Source organism: Mucilaginibacter sp. NFX135, from assembly GCF_048565145.1.
In the GTDB taxonomy this organism is placed as follows: Bacteria; Bacteroidota; Bacteroidia; order Sphingobacteriales; family Sphingobacteriaceae; genus Mucilaginibacter.
On the sequence record NZ_CP183412.1, the window covers coordinates 3,618,467 to 3,638,304 of the forward strand.

The following is a 19,838-nucleotide window of genomic DNA, read 5'->3' on the forward strand; positions in this document are numbered from 1 at the left end:
TGTCTATTATAAAAGTGAAATACTAAACCTTATGCCCAATTATTGTTCATTCAGACGCCTAATTGCTATACTTGCTATTTCGTCATTAATTCTTCAGTCGAACTCCTATGCGCAATTAACTGATTCTACATCTAAAAAATTAAGAATTAATGGTTTTTGCTTATGCCAAACTGCATTATCCGACTTAAAAAAAATTGATAATAACTTACAGGAAGTCTCGGTTGAAGAAATGGATCTCCCTCCAAACTGTTATGGTCAGGATTCCCGCTTTATAGCAGGAAAGGGCTATGCTATAGCAGGACAATCAGGAATGATATTTCAAAAAGATCAAGCATCTGATTTTATTAGCAAAATCAGGCTAACCAAACAATTTGCAGGAAAGCTTCCTGATGGAACTTTTATTGATCTGAGTAAATTTCTATTAAAGGATTTAATAAAATTATATCCAAACTTAAAAGATACATGGGGTTCAAGAGGATGTTCAACATATTGGAATTTTTCAAATGGAGCTGTATCTTTTTATCTAAAAATCGATTCTACTAAAAAGCCTCAATTTCCGATAGATGAGGCTTACTATATGGATAAGCCCATAGTTGCCGTAGATATAACATTATCTTGCTACGGGGTAGAAAAAGAAGATGCTAACTCACATGCCATAGAAATGCCGGAAATAAATAATGATCCTGTATTTTTTATCGATAGTGTAAAGGTAAATAAAGCAGACCTCATGCGTTATAATCCGAATGACATTGCAACGGTTACTGTATATAAAGACACTAATGCGATCAAAAAAACAGGGGTTGAGGCGAAATACGGATTAATATATATCGAGACAAAGAAATTCGATATTGCTCGTTATCAAAGATATTTCAGCTCAAAATCATTCGAATACGCCAAACTTATTTCTGCCGCAAAGGACTCTCAAATCCAATACATACTAAATAAAAGACCACTTGATACAAACTACGAGGGCGATCTGGCAGCGGTTAATGATAAAATATTCAAAGGAGTAAGAATCATCAATAAACAACAGCTATTAAGTGAATTTGGAATAACCGGCAAATCTTATGGTGTAATTATCAGCTCTGACATTCCATCAAATTTGTATAAAGGAAAAGATAAATTTTAACCAAGTGCCTGTTTTAAATCCGCAATCAGATCATCAATATGCTCCAATCCAACAGACACCCTTAATAGATTACGTGGTGTTTTGGTATCTGGCCCCTCAACAGTTGCGCGGTGTTCTATCAAGCTTTCAACACCTCCCAGACTGGTGGCACGGGTAAATAAGTTGAGTTTGTTGATGATGTTATGCGTATCGTTTTCATCACCCTTAACTATAAAGGATAACATACCTCCAAAAGCCAGCATTTGTTCTTTAGCTATAGCATGCTGCGGATGCGAGGGCAAGCCTGGGTATAGTACACGTTCAACCTTAGGATGTTGTTCTAAAAACTCAGCCAAAAGCTGCGCGTTTTGTACATGACCTTTAACGCGATAAGGTAACGTTTTAATACTGCGGGCCAGGTAATAGCAATCAGTTGGGGAGGGGATAGCACCACCCATTTCCTGTACCTGGCGTATTTCTTGCCACCATTCGCTTTTTTCGACGGTAATTAAAGCGCCGCCCATCAGGTCGCTATGACCACCAAAATATTTGGTTGCCGAGTGCATTACCAGATCGGCGCCCAAAGCAAGCGGTTGCTGACATATCGGGGTAGCGAAAGTATTATCACATACCACTTTAATCCCCCTGGCTTTCGCAATCGCAACAATCTTTTTAATATCGGTGATCTTCAACAACGGATTCGATGGAGTTTCTAACCATATCAGCCCGGTTTCGGGCTTAATATGCTTTTGCAACACCTCAACATCGTTTACATCAATAAAATCAAAAGTTAAAATACCAGCAAACAGATTTTTAAGCTGATTGCGCAAACCATGATACATATCATCAGGTGCTATAATATGCGTCCCCGCAGGCAACGATTGAAATACCGACATACCCGCCGCGTTTCCCGATGAAAATGAGGCAGCGTCAACGCCGTTCTCTAATTTAGCTAATACATTCTCCAAAGATGCCCTGTTAGGGTTTGATGAGCGGCTGTAGATATGCCCGCCAGGGAAATCACCATCGATACCGCGTTCAAAAGTGGTAGACAATATAATAGGTTGTATCACGGCTTTTGATGATTCGTCCTTTTTATTCCCGGCGTGTATAGCTATAGTTTCTATTTTCATTTGGCCAAATTAAATAAGATTATTTTTATAAAATGTAGCGGAGGAAATATTTTTTGCGTAATAGTTTAAAAACCTGTATCATGAAAGCGCTATACTTATCCGTTATCATTATTTTAATTTCAATAACTGGCTGCAAAAAAGATAATATCGCCAATGAAAATGAGTTTAACAAAAGCTATAATGCCTGGTTGAGCTTCAAGAAAGGCTCTAATAATTCCTACGTTTATACTACAAACTTTGGATCATGGACCGGTTATGGTTCAGAGACCAAAATTGGGGTAATTAACGGCAAAATTGTTTCACGGGATTTTACCGCTGTTCGGTTACGAAGGGATGGCACCAATAAGCAGGATACCGTTTCGCAATGGCATGAAGACGCCGATCACATCAATACCCATCCTAACGATGCTGGTGAATCGCTTACTTTAGATGGTGTTTATCAAAAGGCCAAAACGGTTTGGCTTAAAGCCGATAAGAAAAATAACGATATTTATTTCGAAACAAAAAACAATGGCATGATATCCAGTTGTGGTTTTGTTAAGAAAGGATGTCAGGACGATTGTTTTAATGGTATAACTATTGACTTAATTAGCCCTGTGCAATTTTAGTGTCATTTACTTCTGTCAACTTTGCAATGAATTATCTCATAAAGCATAATTTTATGCTTTTTAGTACATTTGCGCAAAGTTTTTTCCATGGAAGCTGAAGGTAATTTACAGTTATTATTACAAAATCCGGATCTATCCGCTGATTTAAAGCACATTGCCGAAAAAGTTCTGAACAACGAACGCATCACCTTTGATGAAGGTGTGATACTATACGAGCAGGGCGACCTGGGTTATCTGGGCGTTTTGGCCAACTACATCCGCGAAAAACGGCATGGGCATAAAACTTATTTCAACCGTAATTTTCATATCGAGCCAACTAATTTGTGTGTCTACGACTGCAAATTTTGCTCCTATTCACGCCTGCTGAAACAAAAATCAGAAGGCTGGGAGTACACCATGGACGAGATGTTTAACATGGTAACCAAATATGATGGCGAACCGGTAACTGAAGTACATATAGTAGGTGGTGTTTTGCCACAATATGATGTACCTTTTTACCAGGAGCTTTTTAGCCGCATCCGTGCGCATCGTCCGGAACTACATATCAAAGCGTTAACACCGGTTGAATATCACTACATATTTAAAAAAGCCAAAATTGACTATGCTACCGGTATGCGCCTGATGCAGGAAGCGGGTTTACAGTCGATACCTGGCGGTGGTGCCGAGATCTTCCATCCGGAAGTACGCGACCTGATATCTAAAGATAAATGTACCGGCGATCAGTGGCTGGCTATACACGAAGAATGGCATAAACTGGGTGGCCGCTCCAACGCCACCATGTTATATGGACATATCGAAAAATTTTGGCACAGGGTTGATCATATGGAACGCTTACGCCAACTGCAAGACAAAACAGGAGGCTTCCAAACGTTTATTCCGCTAAAATTCCGTAACCAGGATAACCAGATGTCGCATGTACCGGAGACAACCGTGGTAGAAGATTTGCGTAATTATGCGGTAGCCCGTATTTATTTGGATAATTTTGATCATATTAAAGCTTACTGGGCTATGATCAGTCGTACCACGGCGCAATTGTCATTGAACTTTGGGGTTGATGATATTGATGGTACATTGGATGATACCACCAAAATATATTCTATGGCTGGCGCCGAAGAACAGCACCCGGGCATGAGTACAAAGCAACTGGTGGAACTAATAAAAAATGTAGGCCGGCAGCCAATTGAGCGCGATACTTTATATAATGTAGTAACCGACTTTACTAATTTTGAATTCCCGGAAACTGAGCCAAAACCTCAGTATTATAAGTTACCCGTAATTAACTAAAAAGCTTAAAGCGGAAGGCTCAAAGCCTAAAGCTATAAACTCAGCACAAATCAAGCAAAGAAAGCCTTAAGCTTTGGGGCTTTCTGCTTAAAAAATGAATGATACAAAAAACCTTATATATAGTTCGCCACGGCCAAACAGAATTGAACAGGTTAGGGGTTGTACAAGGGCGGGGAATGGATACCGATTTAAATGATGAAGGGCGTAAGCAGGCTTCGCAATTTTATGATGCTTATAAAAGCATCCCTTTTGATAAAATATACATATCAGCGTTAAAACGTACCCAGCAAAGCATACAGCCTTTTATTGATCTGGGTATTCCGTATCAAAAATTATCTGGCTTGGATGAACTGGCCTGGGGAATACATGAGGGGCAACCTGCTACTGCCCAAAACAAAGCCGCCTTTTTACAGATCATGCGCGACTGGCTTGATGGCCGGTTAGATAGTAAATTTGAAGGTGGTGAAAGCCCGAACGAGGTAGAGATCCGCGAACGTGAAGCACTTGATGTGATCATGAGCCATCCCCAAGAAAAAACCGTACTGATATGTATGCACGGCCGGGCCATGCGCCTATTGCTTTGTATCCTGAGCGGAAAACCCCTTACTGAAATGGATACTTTTCCGCACCAGAACCTGGTTTTATACAAGGTAATATATGACGGCGAAAAATTTGAGATCGTCGATTTTAATAACTCCGAACATTTAAAACAATCCTGAAAGAGAGCATTTCTGTGAATAAAATAAGAATATCAGCTGTAAGCTACACTAACACCAAACCCTTTATATACGGCATCCAACACAGTGGAATATTAGATAAAATTGAATTGAGCCTGGATATGCCGTCAGATTGTGCTCAAAAACTAATTGACGATGTGGTCGACATCGGCCTCATTCCCGTAGCAGCTACACTAAATTTACCGCATTGGGAAATCGTATCTGAATATTGCATTGGAGCAGTAGGCGCTGTAAATTCGGTATTTATTTTTAGCAATTGCGATGTAAAAGATATCAAATATCTACAGCTCGACCCACAATCGCGTTCATCGAACAACCTGGCACGAGTTTTACTAAAAAACTACTGGAATATAAGTCCGGAATTGATCAAAGACGCTACTGATTACAGCGAATCTCAGGAAATCAACACAGCCTTTGTGCAAATTGGCGATCGCACTTTTGGCAAAAAAGAGAAGTATAAATATGCATATGACCTCGCCGAGGAATGGCAAAACTTCACCGGTTTACCATTTATGTTTGCAGGTTGGATAGCTAACAAACACATTCCTCAGGATTTTATGGACGAATTTAACGCTGCCCTGAAATATGGCCTCGAACATAGACAGGAGCTTTTCAAAGAATTACCGATGCGGGATGATTTTGATATACAGGATTACCTGATGCACAAAATTGACTTCGATCTTACCGATGAGAAAAAGAAAGCGCTTTATATGTTTTTAGATTATATAAAGGCATTGTAAGGGCTTACTGACTTGCTTTTTATTCAAAGAGACGCGTAATTGCGTCTCTTTTTGTTTACACATTTTTAATATTGTAAAACCTTCCGGGTTAAAATACATTGATTATATTAAAACAATTAAATCTGTGAATCAATGAATCCATCATTAAAAGGACAAGCAGCCCTGGTTACCGGTGCTGATAGCGGTATTGGTAAAGGTGTAGCCCTGGCATTGGCTGGAGCCGGCGCAAAGCTGGTTATCAACTATGCTCACAATCACGATGCTGCCGAGGCTACCGTTGCTGAAATAAAGACTGCTGGCGGCGAAGCATTTGCGGTACAGGCCGATGTAAGCCATGAAGACCAGGTAAAAGCAATGTTTGCCCAGATGTACGCGCAATACGGTACCGTTGATATATTGGTGAACAATGCCGGCTTACAAAAGGATTCCAGGTTTGTAGATATGACCCTGGATGACTGGAACACCGTGATCAGTATTAACCTCACCGGTCAGTTTTTATGCTCACGCGAAGCGGCAAGGGAATTTATACGCAGGGGAGTAGTTGAAGAGCGGAGTCGGGCCGCCGGCAAGATCATTTGTATGAGTAGTGTACATGAAGTTATTCCCTGGGCAGGTCATGTTAATTATGCTGCAAGTAAAGGAGGCATCAGCATGTTTATGAAAAGCATAGCCCAGGAATTGGCACCGCATAAAATAAGGGTTGTAGGTATTGGACCCGGAGCTATCCAAACGCCTATTAATAAAGCCGCCTGGGATACACCCGATGCATTAGATAAACTACTCACACTCATACCTTATAACCGGATTGGCAAACCCGATGATATCGGTAAACTGGCAACCTGGCTGGCATCAGACGAGGCCGATTATATAACCGGCACTACTATTTTTATGGATGGTGGCATGACTTTGTATCCAGGTTTCGCCGATAATGGTTAAATTGAGGTTGAAAAAATGTGAAAAATCGGTTTAGCTAATCCTAAACCGATTTTTTTATGCTTTTTTAAATTTACATATTGTAAATTATACACTAAGTACATTGTCAAAATTTAAATTTTTTATCATAAAAGTCATATAATTATAAAATATTCATAAAAGTTAAATTTTATTTGTGACATTGATAATCTTAGCATACTTTTGTTATGGATTTAAAATTTAAACGAACATGAAAAAGATATTTATAACTACCGCAATTGCCGCTTTATTAAGTGTTAATGTATTTGCTGCCGATGGCGCTAAAAAAGTAACAGATGGTGGAACAAACGTTTCTTACGTTGCTTTACATGGTTTTACAGTTGATTTTGCTGATGCAAAAGACGTAAACTGGACAGTAACCAAAAATTGCCAAAAAGCTACCTTCACTATTGATGGTGTTAAAAAAACTGCCTTCTACAATCTTAATGGTGAGTTTTTAGGCGTAACTCAAAGAGTTGACGCTAAAGCTATCCCGGCAAAAACTTTAAAACAAATTGCTAAAGATTACAAAGGTTACGAAATAGGTGAGGTGATCGTTTACCAGGCTAATACCGACCTGAACGACAACATCGACCCAACTTCATACTTTGTTGACCTTAAAAACGATGCTCATGAAGTATTGGTAAGGATCACTCAACAAGCTAACCTTGAGTTTTTTCAACAAGTAAAATAATTTAAAAAGGTTTTCATAAAAAGCCATCCTGATGTTCCAGGATGGCTTTTTTTATGTCACAAGCTTGTTATTTTGCCATCCATTGTAACTATTAAGCAAACAAATCGGGGCTTTCTGTCTTTATTAATAAGTATAATTTATTAATATAATTCGCAGATATGCCCAAGACCATCATTGTATCTAACCGGTTACCTATCAAAATTTCAAAAGCAGATGACGACTATATTTTATCGCCCAGTGAAGGAGGTTTAGCAACCGGTTTAGGTTCAATATATAAGCAAGACGATAACGTGTGGATAGGCTGGCCCGGTATTGAGATCACCGAGCAGCCGGATAAAGATCACGTTTCTCATCAATTAAAAGAACTAAGCTTAATACCCGTTTTTCTTGACCAGGAGGAGATCAACCAATATTATGAAGGATTTTCGAACGAAGTATTGTGGCCTGTTTTTCATTATTACGCTTCTACCTACGCCAATTACAAACAATCAAACTGGGACTATTATCAGGCTGTAAATCAAAAATTTAGAGACATTATTTTAAGTATTGCCGAACCCGGTGATATCATATGGATACATGATTACCAGCTGTTACTTTTACCCGCCTTGGTAAGGAGCGAATTGCCTGATGTTTCTATCGGCTTTTTCCTGCACATTCCATTTCCATCGCACGAGATGTTCCGGTTGATCCCCTGGAGATCCGAATTGTTGGAGGGCATGCTGGGTGCCGATCTGATCGGCTTTCATACCTTTGATGATGTACGACATTTTTTAGGCGCCACCTCCCGTATTTTGCCTGTAAATACTTCATCAAACATCATTACCATGGATGAACGCTCCATTGTGGTTGAATCATTTCCAATGGGAATAGATGAGCAAAAGTATGCCACTTTACCGCTACAGGATGATGTCAAAGAACAGATCGAACTGATAAAAAATAATTTTAAAAACACCAAGCTTATCCTTTCAATTGATCGTCTGGATTATAGCAAAGGCATATTACAGCGTCTGCAGGCTTTTGAACTGATGCTGGAGCTTTGCCCGGAGTGTATTGAAAAAATAACGTTATACATGATCGTTGTGCCTTCAAGGGATACCGTTCCGCAATATGCTCATCTACGTGAAGAAATAGACAAAAGGGTAGGCAATATCAATTCTATATACCGCACCATGGATTGGACGCCCATCCATTATTATTACCGGTCGTTCCCCATTGAAACACTATCTGCTTTATATCATACTGCCGACGTTTGCCTGGTAACCCCCATGCGCGATGGCATGAACCTGGTTAGCAAGGAATATGTCGCCAGTCGAACCAACAACGACGGTGTATTGATATTAAGTGAGATGGCAGGCTCATCTAAAGAATTAATTGATGCCATAATTGTCAATCCTAATAATACCGGCGAGGTATGCAGGGCTATATTAGAAGCCCTTAACATGCCGCTGCAAGAGCAGCAAAAGCGCATGATACCCATGCGGCAGTTGGTTTCTAAATTTAATATTTCCCATTGGGTCAAAATTTTCTTTGATCGCTTAAAGGAAGTTAAGCTCATGCAACGCTCTATGCAGGCCCGGCATGTAAGTTTCGCTACCGAGCAATCCATCATTAACCGATACATTAAAACCAAAAAGAGGATCATCTTTTTGGATTATGATGGCACCCTGGTAAACTTCAAATCCAATATAGAACAGGCCAGTCCGGACGAAGAATTATACAGCATCATTAATAAACTATCCGAAGATCCGGCCAACCAGGTAGTACTGATCAGCGGCCGTAAGCATGAAAACCTGGACGAATGGTTTAAACATACTGATATATACCTGATTGCCGAGCATGGTTCCTGGTTTAAAAGACCAGAGACCCAATGGCATAAAATATCAGGCCTGAGCGATCAGTGGAAGCATGATATTTATCCGATCCTGGAAACCTATGTAGACCGCACTCCGGGTTCCTTTATCGAAGAAAAAACATATTCACTGGTTTGGCACTACCGCAAGGCACAAAATGGCTTAGGAGAGCTTAGAGCAAGCGAACTGATGAACAACCTGAAATACCTGGCCAGCGATAAAGGCTTACAACTGCTGGCAGGGGATAAGGTACTGGAAGTAAAGAACATGGATATTAACAAAGGTAAAGCAGCTTTAACACTCACCGAGGGTAAAGACTATGATTTTATTATTGCCTTTGGCGACGATTATACCGACGAAGATATATTTAAAGCCCTGCCAGAAACAGCTATTACCATCAAAGTAGGCAGCAATTTATCCGCAGCCAAGTTTTATCTCCGCAACCCCACAGAAGTGCGTAAACTGCTTACCAGCTTTACTCAGCATACTACGGTTGAAGTTAATTAGTGAGTGGTGAATAGTGAGTAGTGAGTTTTTGTATGAATCAGAACCGGCAGAATTTGATTAAATTGCTTATCATTTTTCCAAACTCACCACTCACCACTCACCACTCACCACTCACCACTCACCAATTCACTAATTATAGAAATATCGGTCTATCCAGCTTTATAGCAATACGATAAGCGGCATTCATTAAGCCCACATGGCTATACGCCTGCGGAAAGTTACCCCATTGACTGCCATCCTGTTCGTCAACATCCTCGCTGAATAACAGCAGGTGATTGGAGTATTGCAGCAGATTGGCAAACTCACGTTGCGCATCATCCAGCCTGCCAACACTGGCCAATGCTTCTACATACCAAAAGGCGCATATCAGGAAAGTGGTTTTGGGCTTGCCAAAGTCGTCAGTATATAAATACCTGTAAAATAAACCATTAGGTGTCCTTAACTCTTTCTCTAATGCAAGTAAATGATCTTTTGCCTTTTGGGATTCGGGATCAAGATAATTCATCATGATCAGCTGCAGCGTACTGGCATCCAGGTTAGAACTGCCGGCCGAATTGGTATAAACTTTTCTGACTGGGTCATAACAGCTCTCGATATGTGCGGCAGCGCGTTCTTTCAATTCAATGGCTTTATCGATGAGCTCTTTGTTGTCAATAGTACGCGCCATTTTTTCAGCTGCAGAAGCTCCGGCCCATTGAAACAGGTTACTGTAACAGTGGATGTTAGCCATATTCCTGAACTCCCAGATCCCGGCATCCTTTTCATCAATGGTACGGTCTATTTTATTGAGTAGGGATTCAATCCAACGTACCGAATCCTTACGTTCCGAAAAAACAAAACGGTGATCGGTATACAGTGGGAGCAGGGATATCATTACCTGCCCGTAAATATCGTTCTGTATATGCTCATAAGCCTGGTTACCAATACGCACGGGCTGGTTACCCATGTAACCTTCCAGATCGGTCAAAATCTCTTCAACCAGCTTTCTTTTACCGGTTATACCATACAGAGGCTGGTAACGATCGTCTTCAGAAAAAGAGATATCTGTAACGTAACTAAAATATTTCTCCATTTCCTCAAAGTGCCCGATGTGATTCAGTGCCGTGATCACATAGTAGGTATCACGCAGCCAGCAATATCGGTAATCCCAATTACGGCCGCTCCCCGGCGATTCAGGCAAACTGGTGGTGCTTGCTGCAATAATGGCACCCGTATCCTCAAACTGGTGTATCTTTAAAGCCAAACCCGAGCGGATCACAAAAGGTTGATAATACGTAGCAATAGAGGAGTGCTTGATCCAGGTGCGCCAGTATTGCACAGTTTCGGCCAAAAAGCGGTCGGCTGTGGATATTAATGCGGCTTCCAATGGTTCCCCATAAGTTAGGGCCAGGTATTTGGTTTCATTGAGTACAAAAGCCTGTTCATCAAATACATAACTGATAGGAATATTGGTTGTGAGCCGGATATTTTCTTCACCGCCCAGGTATTGAATGTGGTTACTTCCACGGTTAACGGTTAATTTTACCGCACCATATTCAGATACCGGTTCACATTTCACTATAACCCGTGGTGAGCCTTCAATAGCCTCTATTTTCCTGATCAGCATTAAGGGTTTGTAATACCGTTGATGCTGGTAAAATCTCGGTGCAAAGTCGGTTATCCGGTATTTGCCGCCACTTTTGGGGCTTATCTCGGTGATAAGCACATTGGTATTTTCCAGATAGTGCTGTACCGAAGTAAACTCTCCCTCCGGGCGAATGGAAAACTCGCCGCCTTTGCCTTTATCCAGTAGGCCGCCAAAAATAAAGGTGCTGTCAAATTTGGGCCAGCATAGCCAATCCACGTTGGTATTTTTATTGATGTGGGCCAAAAAGGCACAATTTCCAATTATTCCGGTTTCATAGGTATGTCTGCTCATTCAATTTTGTGCTTAGTTCATAGGTTGAACAATATTTGCCGCGGAATGTTGAGGTAAAATTTCAGAGCCCAAATTCAGTCCGATTAGTAATTGATTTTAGATCTCAGGCATTATTATAAAATTCAAACAACGAAGTAGGGGCAGAGGACTTTTTAAACCTCTATTTTAACACTTTTCTGCTCAAAAATGGAGCAAAAACAAATCAAAAGCTGCGGAGAATTGATTCAAAACCATCGATTTTAACACTTTTTAACAAATTTTTGATGAGTTTTGAAAACTTTAAAAAGTATTAAATATTTGACAGCTAAATAACTACATACAAAACAATTGATTTTTAGTCCGTTTGTCTCTTTAACCAGACGGCCCTGCTTACGTTTTTCAAAGTAAGCAGGGCCGTTGTTTGTTATATATAAATATACAAAATATTTATGGGCTTTGCAATTGTCGGGTGCATTTTTAGCTTATCTAACGATGTGAACCGCAACACATTATTTCTGACCTTCGTTACCCTTAAAATCTTTTAATGGTTTTTCCATCAACAATACACATCATCGTCAGCGCCAAACCAAATATTTCCTTTATCATCTTGGAGCTTTTCAACATCCTTTATTGGGTATGGCATAAATTACGTTGCCTGAAACAGATAAATTGAAGCCATAATTTTCTATAGCAGGAAGTAACAGTTTTTCCCATGTTTTGCCCATGTCTGATGACCGGAATATACCATCTGCGCGACCACATATTAAATACTTACCCATTTGTTTGATGGATAAAATATCCAATGAAGATTGAAGTACGCCTGCTTTTTTCATTAACAAACTACTCCAGGAAGGCTGAAGTTCTTCGCCTATGGCATTCCAGGTTTTTCCGCTATCCAGTGAAATGTGTATGCTGTTTGTTTGGGTTATTGTGTTGTAGACTATAGCAGCAAACCCTCCATCTATACGTTCCACAGCGATGCCAGCCCCCCCTTCACTAATCACACGATCCCAGTTTTCGCCATCATCGGTCGATCTTAATATTCCATCTTTGCTGGTAGTCAGGAGTACACCGTTTGACTCTGCCAATGTCATTCTACCGCCTCCAACATGCACTTGTTTCCAGGTTTTCCCACTGTTAGCGGATCTAAAAAGCATGTTGTTGGAGCCAATGAAAACTGTGCCTCCGGCAGTTTCAAAAACGGTGCGTACTTCCCGCTCTTTATAATTCTTGTACATCCAATCAACCATTCTGTCTATGCGTACGGCTTGCTCTTGAAAATTCGTATATATGGGCGACCAATTATTCGTTCCATTTATTTTTTGCAAAAATTGTCCCCTGAAATTATATGCAAGTATCCTATTCTTGCCAGGGGCAATGTTACGTTGATTACCAGGGAAAACTTCTTTTGTCCAAAAAGGAGTTGCGGAATTTGGTTCACTGTGATAAACCCCATTCCCAGCACGTAAATATAGCCCACGGTCATTTGCAAATAAGCCATCTCTCCACACACCTTCTCTCTGCAAATTTTCAGGCAGTCCTTCGCTAATGTTCTGCCATGTTTCTCCGCCATCAGCAGACCTGAAAACGATGGTTGCAGGCGCTGATTTAGTCCTTTCTGTTGTTTTCTCCCCCGCTTTCTTTTCTTTTAGTACAAAAGAATTTAGTAGAAATAATACCAGGAGGATAGCCGGAACAGATACAAATAATCTTTTCATTTTTTTATTTTTCATATCCTTTTAATTTGATTCAGCGAAACTACTTTGATATTTTTTGGCTTGAAGAACTTGAATTGTAAATAAAAATGTAAACTTTGTAAATAAAATATTGACACTATGCATCTTAGCCGAAATCTCCTCTCCGGGAAACGCAAGTACCTGTATGGATTGATATTAATCTCGTTTGTCTCTGTAATCTGCGTGGCTTTCAGTATGACCGGCAATGACGACTTTGATATCGCCAGGAGGGAGGTTTTGCTCCGCAGGATCGGGCATGAACTACTCTTACAGTCGGGCGACAGTACATCAAGGGTTCTTCCTGTAAAAAAGATCGCAGAAAATGAATATCAGATCAGGTTTGAGAATGATCTTACTTTTCAACCAGAATTCCTGGTGAATACTACCCAGCGCGTGCTAACCAAAGACCCGCTCGCAGGTGATTATGTTGTAAACGTTCTGAACTGTGGCAACTCCAGTGTAGCCTATGGGTATGCTATATCCCAAAATAAAAAAGATGATATTGTACCATGCAAAGGAAGAAAGCAACCCAAAGCATGTTACATAATCAACATTAAATTTAAACCGACGGGGATAAATATCGCAAAGAATGGATATCTTCTGGGTAGCCTCCCATTTTTAGCATTTGTTGGTTTTATTTTTTTGAGAGCTGTTAAGCCGCGAAGATCTTTACCAGAGGATGATCATAATACGAGCATGTTCACTTTGGGCTCGGTGTTGTTTGACGCGAAGAACCGGAAACTGATCATACATGACGAGACAATAGACCTGACCGGAACTGAAACGCGTGTACTACGCATTTTCGCGTTGTCTCCGAACCAGACTATAGAGAGGGGCAGGCTTCAAAAAGAGATATGGGAAGACGAAGGCGTTATTGTAGGGCGTAGTCTGGATATGTTCATATCAAAACTCAGAAAAAAACTGGAACTTGATCCTAATATCAACATTGTTGTTATACGCGGCAAAGGATATAAGCTTGAAGTCGGCTCTTAAGAACAGTACGGGTGCCGAGGGTGAGTCGCCCATACCGGAAATATCCTATTTCCAACCTGTAAATCGACACATTTCATCATTCTGTAATTTTTAACAGGATGTTATTTTACATTTTGATTTATCAATTAATGTATAGTAACTTAGTAGTCATTTATTATATATTATAAACAACACAGTCATGAGTTTACGATTAGGCGATAAAGCCCCAAATTTTCAGGCAAAAACATCAGCAGGTGATATTGATTTTTACGAATATCTTGGCGACAGCTGGGGTGTGCTTTTTTCGCACCCAGGCGATTATACCCCGGTTTGTACCACCGAGTTGGGTAAAACAGCCGCTTTAAAAGATGAGTTTGCCAAACGCAATGTAAAAGTACTGGCACTGAGTGTTGATTCGGTTGAATCGCACCATGGCTGGATAGGTGATATCAACGAAACACAAGGGGTAGAGGTAAACTTCCCGATCATTGCAGACGAGGATCGTAAAATTTCTGAAGCATATGACATGATCCATCCAAATGCTTCTGTTAATGCTACGGTAAGGTCATTATTCATCATTGGTCCGGATAAGGCGGTTAAGCTCATTATTACTTACCCGGCATCAACAGGTCGTAATTTTCAGGAGATATTAAGGGTGATCGACTCGCTGCAGTTAACCGCCAATTATGGCGTGGCCACACCTGCCGATTGGAAGGATGGAGAGGATGTAGTAGTTGTACCCGCTATAAAAACAGAAGATATCCCGGCCAAATTTCCAAAGGGTTATAAAGCTATAAAACCCTATTTAAGGATAACCCCACAACCAAATAAATAATTTTATTTGGTTTATTAATAATTTTATATATTTGGGAAAGATGGGTTTATCTATTCCTTCTGATTATTAAAACCATTTTATTTTCAGTTTGGCATTAGTTATTAATCTTATATACGAATTTTTTTTTAATACGATAATTATAATTATGAAAACTGGAAAAGTAAAATGGTTTAACACACAAAAAGGTTATGGCTTCATCGTTACCGAGGATGGTAAAGATCTTTTTGTCCACTTTAAAGATGTACAAGGCGGCGTAAACGCTATTAAAGATAATGACGATGTAACTTACGAAGTGGAAGAAGGCAGAAAAGGCTTGCAAGCTGTAAACGTAAAAAAAGCATAGTTAACCAAACACGCAAACAAAAAGCCCCTGCATACACGAGGGCACTGAAAAAGTAATACAATAATAAAGATCACTAAAGGCGATCAAGAGAAAGGCAACTTTTACTTGGTCGCTTTTTTTGTTTTGATTATTTTGCGGAGGTAATTCATTGAGGCTGATATGGGCCAATTTTGGTGCTGGAGGATGGCTAATCATCTCTGTTCAAGGGTTTTAAGCTATCAGTTTGATGATCCTTTTCAGATTGACTGTGAAGATAGCCAATGCACCCTGCATCTGCATATTTTCAATGCCATAGGCTATCGCCCGGTCGTAACCATGAACGTTTTTTAGCTCACTGTTCTTGGCTTCGATCTTATATCTGTGTTTGATGCCCGCTTTATATTCTTCCGTTTCCTGGAAAGCCATTTGCCCAAGGTGTGTGTCTGATTTGATACTGACCGAATAAGTCTTCGTTTTTGCCCCGGGTTTATAACAGTTTTCTCTCAATGGGCAGACTTTGCATTTTTCAACATCAAAGTAATAGGTATGTACTTGATTCGTACCGGTGTGTTTTTTGCCTCCGCGCGATTTCCTAATGGATAGGTGCCCTGCCGGGCAGACGAACATATCAGCATCTTTGTTGAAATCGAACTTGTCTTCTTCTTTTCTGCCCCCCTGAGTGATGGATGGGTTTAGTTTAGCCACCATCTTGATATCTTGTTCGCCTGTCATTTCAAGATTTTCTTTTCCCGAATAAGCCGAATCGCCGATGATCGTTTCTACTTCAATGCCATTTTGCTGGCTGATCTTCAAAAGTTTGGAAAGTTCCGGGCCGTCTCCCTTTTCACCAGATGTGACCACCGCAGCGGTAATAATGCGTTCTTCGGTCATCGCCAAATGGGTCTTGTAACCAAAGAAAGAGCTATCAGCCGATTTGTGGCCTGTTTTGGCATCCTTGTCTTTGGATAACGTATAGTGCTCCTGCGTATCTGCCACCGTCTCCTTCAACAGGTTCAGCTTTTCTTTTACCGCAGGTATCTGGCTTAACGGCCCATCGGCTTCAATATACTTTTCCAATGCACTACAATAGGCCAGTTCTTTTTCCAATTCGCCCGTGGTGTTCTTTTCCGGCATACCGGCCTTCATATCTTCATCTATGGCATACACCGCTTTGCGGAGCAGCTTTGAACGCTCCCGTAATACCTCCAATGCTGAATAGGGATTTGACCTTGACAGGGAATGCGTGGCATCGACGATAATGGACTTGGAACGGATGATCCCTTTTTCAATGGCTATTGCGACTGTTTTATTGATGAGCAGGTTTAACAGATCATTATCCTTTAGTCGCAGCTTTCTAAACTTGGTCAATGAACTGGGATCGATAACCCCTTCCTCGGGCGACATATCCAGGAAATATTTGAAGGACATATCATACTGCGAACGTTCCACCACATCAACATCTGAAACGGTGTAGACCGTTTTCAATAGCAGATATTTGAACATCCGTACAGGACTTTCTGCTGTCCTGCCATTATTAATGCAATACTTACTAACCAGTTCATCATAGATAAAGGTAAAATCGACCAGGTCATTGATCTTCCGCAAAAGATTGTCTTTCGGAACGATCAGATCGTATAACCCTGAATATGCACTGAACTGGATCTGCTGTTGTTGAATAAGCATCTTGGTATCTTTCTTTCGACACTTTAAGATACAAAAAATGGGGCAGAAAAACTAAATTTTCTACCCCTATAGCCTAAATGGACTTTTTCAGTGCCCTCGCATACACAGGGGCTTTTTTATGTTTAAATTTTTGATTTTGTATAATTCTGCTACTTTAGCCGTTCAAATGCCTATAAAAAACTTATGACAACTACTACAGCTACCTCTGCCAAGGCTACCCGGAATATGATATTTCTGGTTCTTGTTGCTTCGCTTGGCTATTTCGTTGATATTTATGACCTGGTTATCTTTTCGATCGTGAGGATCGAAAGTTTACATGGGATTGGTATTGCTGAAGCTAATATACGGGAGCAGGGCGTGTACATCATCAATATGCAAATGTTTGGCTTGCTCCTGGGTGGTATTATCTGGGGAGTTATTGGTGATAAATTTGGGCGGATAAAAGTATTATTCGGGTCCATACTGTTATACTCTATTGCCAATTTTGCTAATGGACTGGTACATGATATCAATACCTATGCTATTGTCCGTTTAATAGCAGGCATCGGTCTGGCCGGCGAATTGGGTGCAGGTATTACCCTGGTAACCGAAACATTAAGTAAAGAAAAACGTGGTTATGGAACCATGATAGTTGCAGTAATTGGCCTTTTTGGGGCCGTTGCAGCAGCCTTTGCCGCCAAATTTGGCTGGCGCAACGCCTATTTTGTTGGCGGTGGCTTAGGTATTGTATTGCTGTTATTACGATTAGGTACTTTTGAATCGGGCATGTACAAAAACGTAGCCGATAGCAAGATATCCAAAGGAAATTTATTGATGCTGTTTAACGATGGTAAACGGTTCAGAAAATATTTGTATTGCATTTTGATCGGCGCGCCACTTTGGTATGTAGTGGGTATATTGATAACCCAGGCCAAAGAGTTTGGAGTAGCATTGGGTTCAAAAGAGGTATTAACCGCAGGCTCTGGCATTTTATACAGCTACGTGGGCATAGCCGTTGGCGATTTGTTTGCCGGCTTGCTGGCTCAAATTACCAAATCCAGAAAGCTAACAATGGCTGTGTTTCTTTTACTGTCATTAGTGAGTGTTACCGCATATCTGAGTAGTAAAGGAATTACATCTTCACAATTTGTTTGGCTAAGCTTTTTTATGGGATGCACCGTTGGCTATTGGGCAACATTTGTTACCATAGCGGCCGAGCAGTTTGGCACCAATATACGGTCTACAGTTACTACAACCGTTCCCAACTTTGTGCGGGGTTCGCTAATTCCGATCAACTGGGCTTTTGATGCCTTTGTAAAACATAAAGGTATGATCACCAGTGGTTATATTATGATGGGCATATTAACCGCAATTGCCTTATTTGCATTAAGCCAGCTCAAAGAAACATTTGGTAAAGACCTGGATTATGTGGAGATAAGTTAATTATTGAATTAGTGATTTAGTGAATTAGTGATTTGTAACACACAAAAGAGACAGCTTATTAATTCAGCCAATAGTTTATTAATTTTACCGTTATTGCAATTCAATAAATCACTAATTAGCCACCTGCGTTGTCTGAAGTTTCTGACTTCGGACTACTATGCCTGTAGTTTGCAACTACAGATATAATTCAACTATCCAAATATCATGTAGTCTGAAGACTACCAACATAATCGTTCGAAGTCAGAGACTTCGAACAGAGCGAGTTATTTCAATTCAATAATTCACTAAATCACTAATTCAATAATTAATCATAACCAATAGTTTATTAATTTTACCATTATTGCAATTCAATAATTCACTAAATCACTAATTCACTAATTAACCATCCGTGATCAGTAAAGAACAAATAGCCAGCGATTACCAGCAAATACAGGACGAGATATGTGCAGCACTGGAACTAACCGACGGCAAAGCCAGGTTTGAGGAAGAAGTATGGGAACGTGATGGTGGGGGTGGCGGTCGTACCCGCATTATTCAAAACGGTAATATATTTGAAAAGGGCGGTGTAAATTTTTCAGCCGTTCACGGGCAGCTGCCCGAAAACATGAAAAAGGCCCTGCAGGTAGAGTCTGAAGACTTTTTTGCTACCGGCGTATCCATTGTGATCCACCCGAACCATCCTTTAGTGCCTATCATCCACATGAATATCCGGTATTTTGAAATGCCATCGCCCGAGGGCAGCGATCAGCAGCCTAAAAGGTGGTTTGGCGGCGGCATCGACCTTACACCCCATTATATTATCGATGCCGACGCTCAATATTTTCACAGCCATATCAAAGCGGTATGCGATGCCTATTATCATGATTTTTATCACCGGTTTAAGCTTTGGGCCGATGATTATTTCTACATCAAACACCGTAACGAAACCCGGGGAATAGGCGGCATATTTTATGATCGCTTAACCGCCAATGAGGAACTATCCTGGGATAGCATCTTTGAGTTTTCAAAAGCCTTGGGACGGTCGTTCATACCCATCTATACCGAACTGGTAGAACGTAACCGCCATAACGCGTTTACTGAAGAACAGCAGCTTTGGCAATACCAGCGCCGCAGCCGCTATACCGAGTTTAACCTGGTATATGATGCGGGCACCAAATTTGGCCTGGAAACCAATGGCCGTATCGAATCTATACTCATGAGTTTGCCGCCAACAGCCAAATGGCTCTATAACTATCAGCCAGTGGTGGGCAGCGAAGAGGAAAGAACCCTGTCTTTACTCAAAAAAGGTATTAACTGGGCGTAGAAATTAGTATCAAGCCGAATGGTGAGTTGTGAATAGACAGTTGTGAATTCAAATAG

At 40.6% G+C, this 19,838-nt stretch carries 17 protein-coding genes; 13 read left to right on the forward strand and 4 right to left on the reverse strand.

Annotated features, from left to right (window positions below; genetic code table 11):
* The first annotated feature begins 31 nt into the window (after window positions 1-31).
* Window positions 32-1,129: a hypothetical protein gene (locus tag ACNURT_RS15195; RefSeq protein ID WP_419698404.1), complete on the forward strand. Its 1,098-nt coding sequence runs from the start codon at window positions 32-34 to the stop codon at window positions 1,127-1,129.
* Here the strand turns inward: ACNURT_RS15195 and ACNURT_RS15200 are convergent.
* Window positions 1,126-2,241, reverse strand: a complete 1,116-nt coding sequence (locus tag ACNURT_RS15200) for a trans-sulfuration enzyme family protein (RefSeq protein ID WP_419698405.1) — start codon at window positions 2,239-2,241, stop codon at window positions 1,126-1,128. The two genes, ACNURT_RS15195 and ACNURT_RS15200, sit on opposite strands and share 4 nt — an antisense overlap.
* 80 nt (window positions 2,242-2,321) lie before the next feature.
* Between ACNURT_RS15200 and ACNURT_RS15205 the strand changes: the two genes are divergently transcribed.
* The 7 genes from ACNURT_RS15205 to ACNURT_RS15235 all read left to right on the forward strand — a co-directional run bounded on the left by ACNURT_RS15205 (window position 2,322) and on the right by ACNURT_RS15235 (window position 9,612).
* Window positions 2,322-2,849, forward strand: coding sequence for a hypothetical protein (locus tag ACNURT_RS15205; RefSeq protein WP_419698406.1), 528 nt, complete (start codon window positions 2,322-2,324; stop codon window positions 2,847-2,849).
* Between the two features lie 87 nt (window positions 2,850-2,936).
* Window positions 2,937-4,133, forward strand: coding sequence for an aminofutalosine synthase MqnE (mqnE, locus tag ACNURT_RS15210; protein ID WP_419698407.1), 1,197 nt, complete (start codon window positions 2,937-2,939; stop codon window positions 4,131-4,133).
* 98 nt (window positions 4,134-4,231) lie between these two features.
* Entirely contained in the window at window positions 4,232-4,852 is a 621-nt protein-coding gene (locus ACNURT_RS15215) for a histidine phosphatase family protein (protein ID WP_419698408.1), read from the forward strand.
* 14 nt (window positions 4,853-4,866) lie between these two features.
* Entirely contained in the window at window positions 4,867-5,610 is a 744-nt protein-coding gene (locus ACNURT_RS15220; protein WP_419698409.1) for a menaquinone biosynthetic enzyme MqnA/MqnD family protein, read from the forward strand.
* Window positions 5,611-5,742: 132 nt separating this feature from the next.
* Window positions 5,743-6,546, forward strand: coding sequence for an SDR family oxidoreductase (locus tag ACNURT_RS15225; protein ID WP_419698410.1), 804 nt, complete (start codon window positions 5,743-5,745; stop codon window positions 6,544-6,546).
* Between the two features lie 226 nt (window positions 6,547-6,772).
* Window positions 6,773-7,255 carry a hypothetical protein gene (locus tag ACNURT_RS15230; protein ID WP_370996503.1) on the forward strand — a complete coding sequence of 161 codons (483 nt, stop codon included), beginning with the start codon at window positions 6,773-6,775 and terminating at the stop codon, window positions 7,253-7,255.
* Between the two features lie 158 nt (window positions 7,256-7,413).
* Window positions 7,414-9,612 carry a bifunctional alpha,alpha-trehalose-phosphate synthase (UDP-forming)/trehalose-phosphatase gene (locus ACNURT_RS15235; RefSeq protein ID WP_419698411.1) on the forward strand — a complete coding sequence of 733 codons (2,199 nt, stop codon included), beginning with the start codon at window positions 7,414-7,416 and terminating at the stop codon, window positions 9,610-9,612.
* A gap of 133 nt (window positions 9,613-9,745) precedes the next feature.
* On the opposite strand, the gene ACNURT_RS15240 is transcribed toward ACNURT_RS15235, so the two are convergent.
* Together ACNURT_RS15240 and ACNURT_RS15245 are read right to left on the reverse strand one after the other, a co-directional pair.
* Window positions 9,746-11,530 carry a glycoside hydrolase family 15 protein gene (locus ACNURT_RS15240; protein ID WP_419698412.1) on the reverse strand — a complete coding sequence of 595 codons (1,785 nt, stop codon included), beginning with the start codon at window positions 11,528-11,530 and terminating at the stop codon, window positions 9,746-9,748.
* Window positions 11,531-12,126: 596 nt separating this feature from the next.
* Entirely contained in the window at window positions 12,127-13,242 is a 1,116-nt protein-coding gene (locus tag ACNURT_RS15245) for a WD40/YVTN/BNR-like repeat-containing protein (RefSeq protein ID WP_419698413.1), read from the reverse strand.
* A 102-nt stretch (window positions 13,243-13,344) separates the two neighbouring features.
* On the opposite strand from ACNURT_RS15245, the gene ACNURT_RS15250 reads away from it, so the two are divergent.
* The 3 genes from ACNURT_RS15250 (at window position 13,345) to ACNURT_RS15260 (ending at window position 15,395) form a co-directional block, all read left to right on the forward strand.
* A complete protein-coding gene (locus tag ACNURT_RS15250; protein WP_419698414.1) occupies window positions 13,345-14,238 on the forward strand; it encodes a winged helix-turn-helix domain-containing protein in 894 nt (297 codons plus the stop codon).
* A gap of 178 nt (window positions 14,239-14,416) precedes the next feature.
* On the forward strand, window positions 14,417-15,052 hold the full coding sequence (locus tag ACNURT_RS15255) for a peroxiredoxin (RefSeq protein WP_076372900.1): 636 nt from the start codon (window positions 14,417-14,419) through the stop codon (window positions 15,050-15,052).
* A gap of 145 nt (window positions 15,053-15,197) precedes the next feature.
* The gene (locus ACNURT_RS15260; RefSeq protein WP_076372898.1) at window positions 15,198-15,395 is read left to right on the forward strand and encodes a cold-shock protein; all 198 of its coding nucleotides are present in this window, start codon (window positions 15,198-15,200) and stop codon (window positions 15,393-15,395) included.
* Window positions 15,396-15,605: 210 nt separating this feature from the next.
* Here the strand turns inward: ACNURT_RS15260 and ACNURT_RS15265 are convergent, their stop codons facing one another.
* On the reverse strand, window positions 15,606-17,057 hold the full coding sequence (locus tag ACNURT_RS15265; RefSeq protein ID WP_419698415.1) for an IS1182 family transposase: 1,452 nt from the start codon (window positions 17,055-17,057) through the stop codon (window positions 15,606-15,608).
* 183 nt (window positions 17,058-17,240) lie between these two features.
* Here ACNURT_RS15265 and ACNURT_RS15270 point away from each other — a divergent pair, with 183 nt between their 5' ends.
* Both ACNURT_RS15270 and hemF read left to right on the forward strand, forming a co-directional pair.
* A complete protein-coding gene (locus tag ACNURT_RS15270; RefSeq protein ID WP_419698416.1) occupies window positions 17,241-18,479 on the forward strand; it encodes an MFS transporter in 1,239 nt (412 codons plus the stop codon).
* A gap of 388 nt (window positions 18,480-18,867) precedes the next feature.
* The gene (gene hemF / locus ACNURT_RS15275) at window positions 18,868-19,782 is read left to right on the forward strand and encodes an oxygen-dependent coproporphyrinogen oxidase (protein WP_419698417.1); all 915 of its coding nucleotides are present in this window, start codon (window positions 18,868-18,870) and stop codon (window positions 19,780-19,782) included.
* Window positions 19,783-19,838: the final 56 nt, after the last annotated feature.

Coding starts and splice junctions, on each gene's coding strand:
- ACNURT_RS15260 (WP_076372898.1), top strand. CDS start 15,198: ATGAAAACTGGAAAAGTAAAATGGTTTAACACACAAAAAGGTTATGGC.
- ACNURT_RS15235 (WP_419698411.1), top strand. CDS start 7,414: ATGCCCAAGACCATCATTGTATCTAACCGGTTACCTATCAAAATTTCA.
- ACNURT_RS15225 (WP_419698410.1), top strand. CDS start 5,743: ATGAATCCATCATTAAAAGGACAAGCAGCCCTGGTTACCGGTGCTGAT.
- ACNURT_RS15250 (WP_419698414.1), top strand. CDS start 13,345: ATGCATCTTAGCCGAAATCTCCTCTCCGGGAAACGCAAGTACCTGTAT.
- ACNURT_RS15240 (WP_419698412.1), bottom strand. CDS start 11,530: ATGAGCAGACATACCTATGAAACCGGAATAATTGGAAATTGTGCCTTT.
- mqnE (WP_419698407.1), top strand. CDS start 2,937: ATGGAAGCTGAAGGTAATTTACAGTTATTATTACAAAATCCGGATCTA.
- ACNURT_RS15265 (WP_419698415.1), bottom strand. CDS start 17,057: ATGCTTATTCAACAACAGCAGATCCAGTTCAGTGCATATTCAGGGTTA.
- ACNURT_RS15195 (WP_419698404.1), top strand. CDS start 32: ATGCCCAATTATTGTTCATTCAGACGCCTAATTGCTATACTTGCTATT.
- ACNURT_RS15245 (WP_419698413.1), bottom strand. CDS start 13,242: ATGAAAAATAAAAAAATGAAAAGATTATTTGTATCTGTTCCGGCTATC.
- ACNURT_RS15270 (WP_419698416.1), top strand. CDS start 17,241: ATGACAACTACTACAGCTACCTCTGCCAAGGCTACCCGGAATATGATA.
- ACNURT_RS15215 (WP_419698408.1), top strand. CDS start 4,232: ATGATACAAAAAACCTTATATATAGTTCGCCACGGCCAAACAGAATTG.
- ACNURT_RS15255 (WP_076372900.1), top strand. CDS start 14,417: ATGAGTTTACGATTAGGCGATAAAGCCCCAAATTTTCAGGCAAAAACA.
- ACNURT_RS15200 (WP_419698405.1), bottom strand. CDS start 2,241: ATGAAAATAGAAACTATAGCTATACACGCCGGGAATAAAAAGGACGAA.
- ACNURT_RS15230 (WP_370996503.1), top strand. CDS start 6,773: ATGAAAAAGATATTTATAACTACCGCAATTGCCGCTTTATTAAGTGTT.
- ACNURT_RS15205 (WP_419698406.1), top strand. CDS start 2,322: ATGAAAGCGCTATACTTATCCGTTATCATTATTTTAATTTCAATAACT.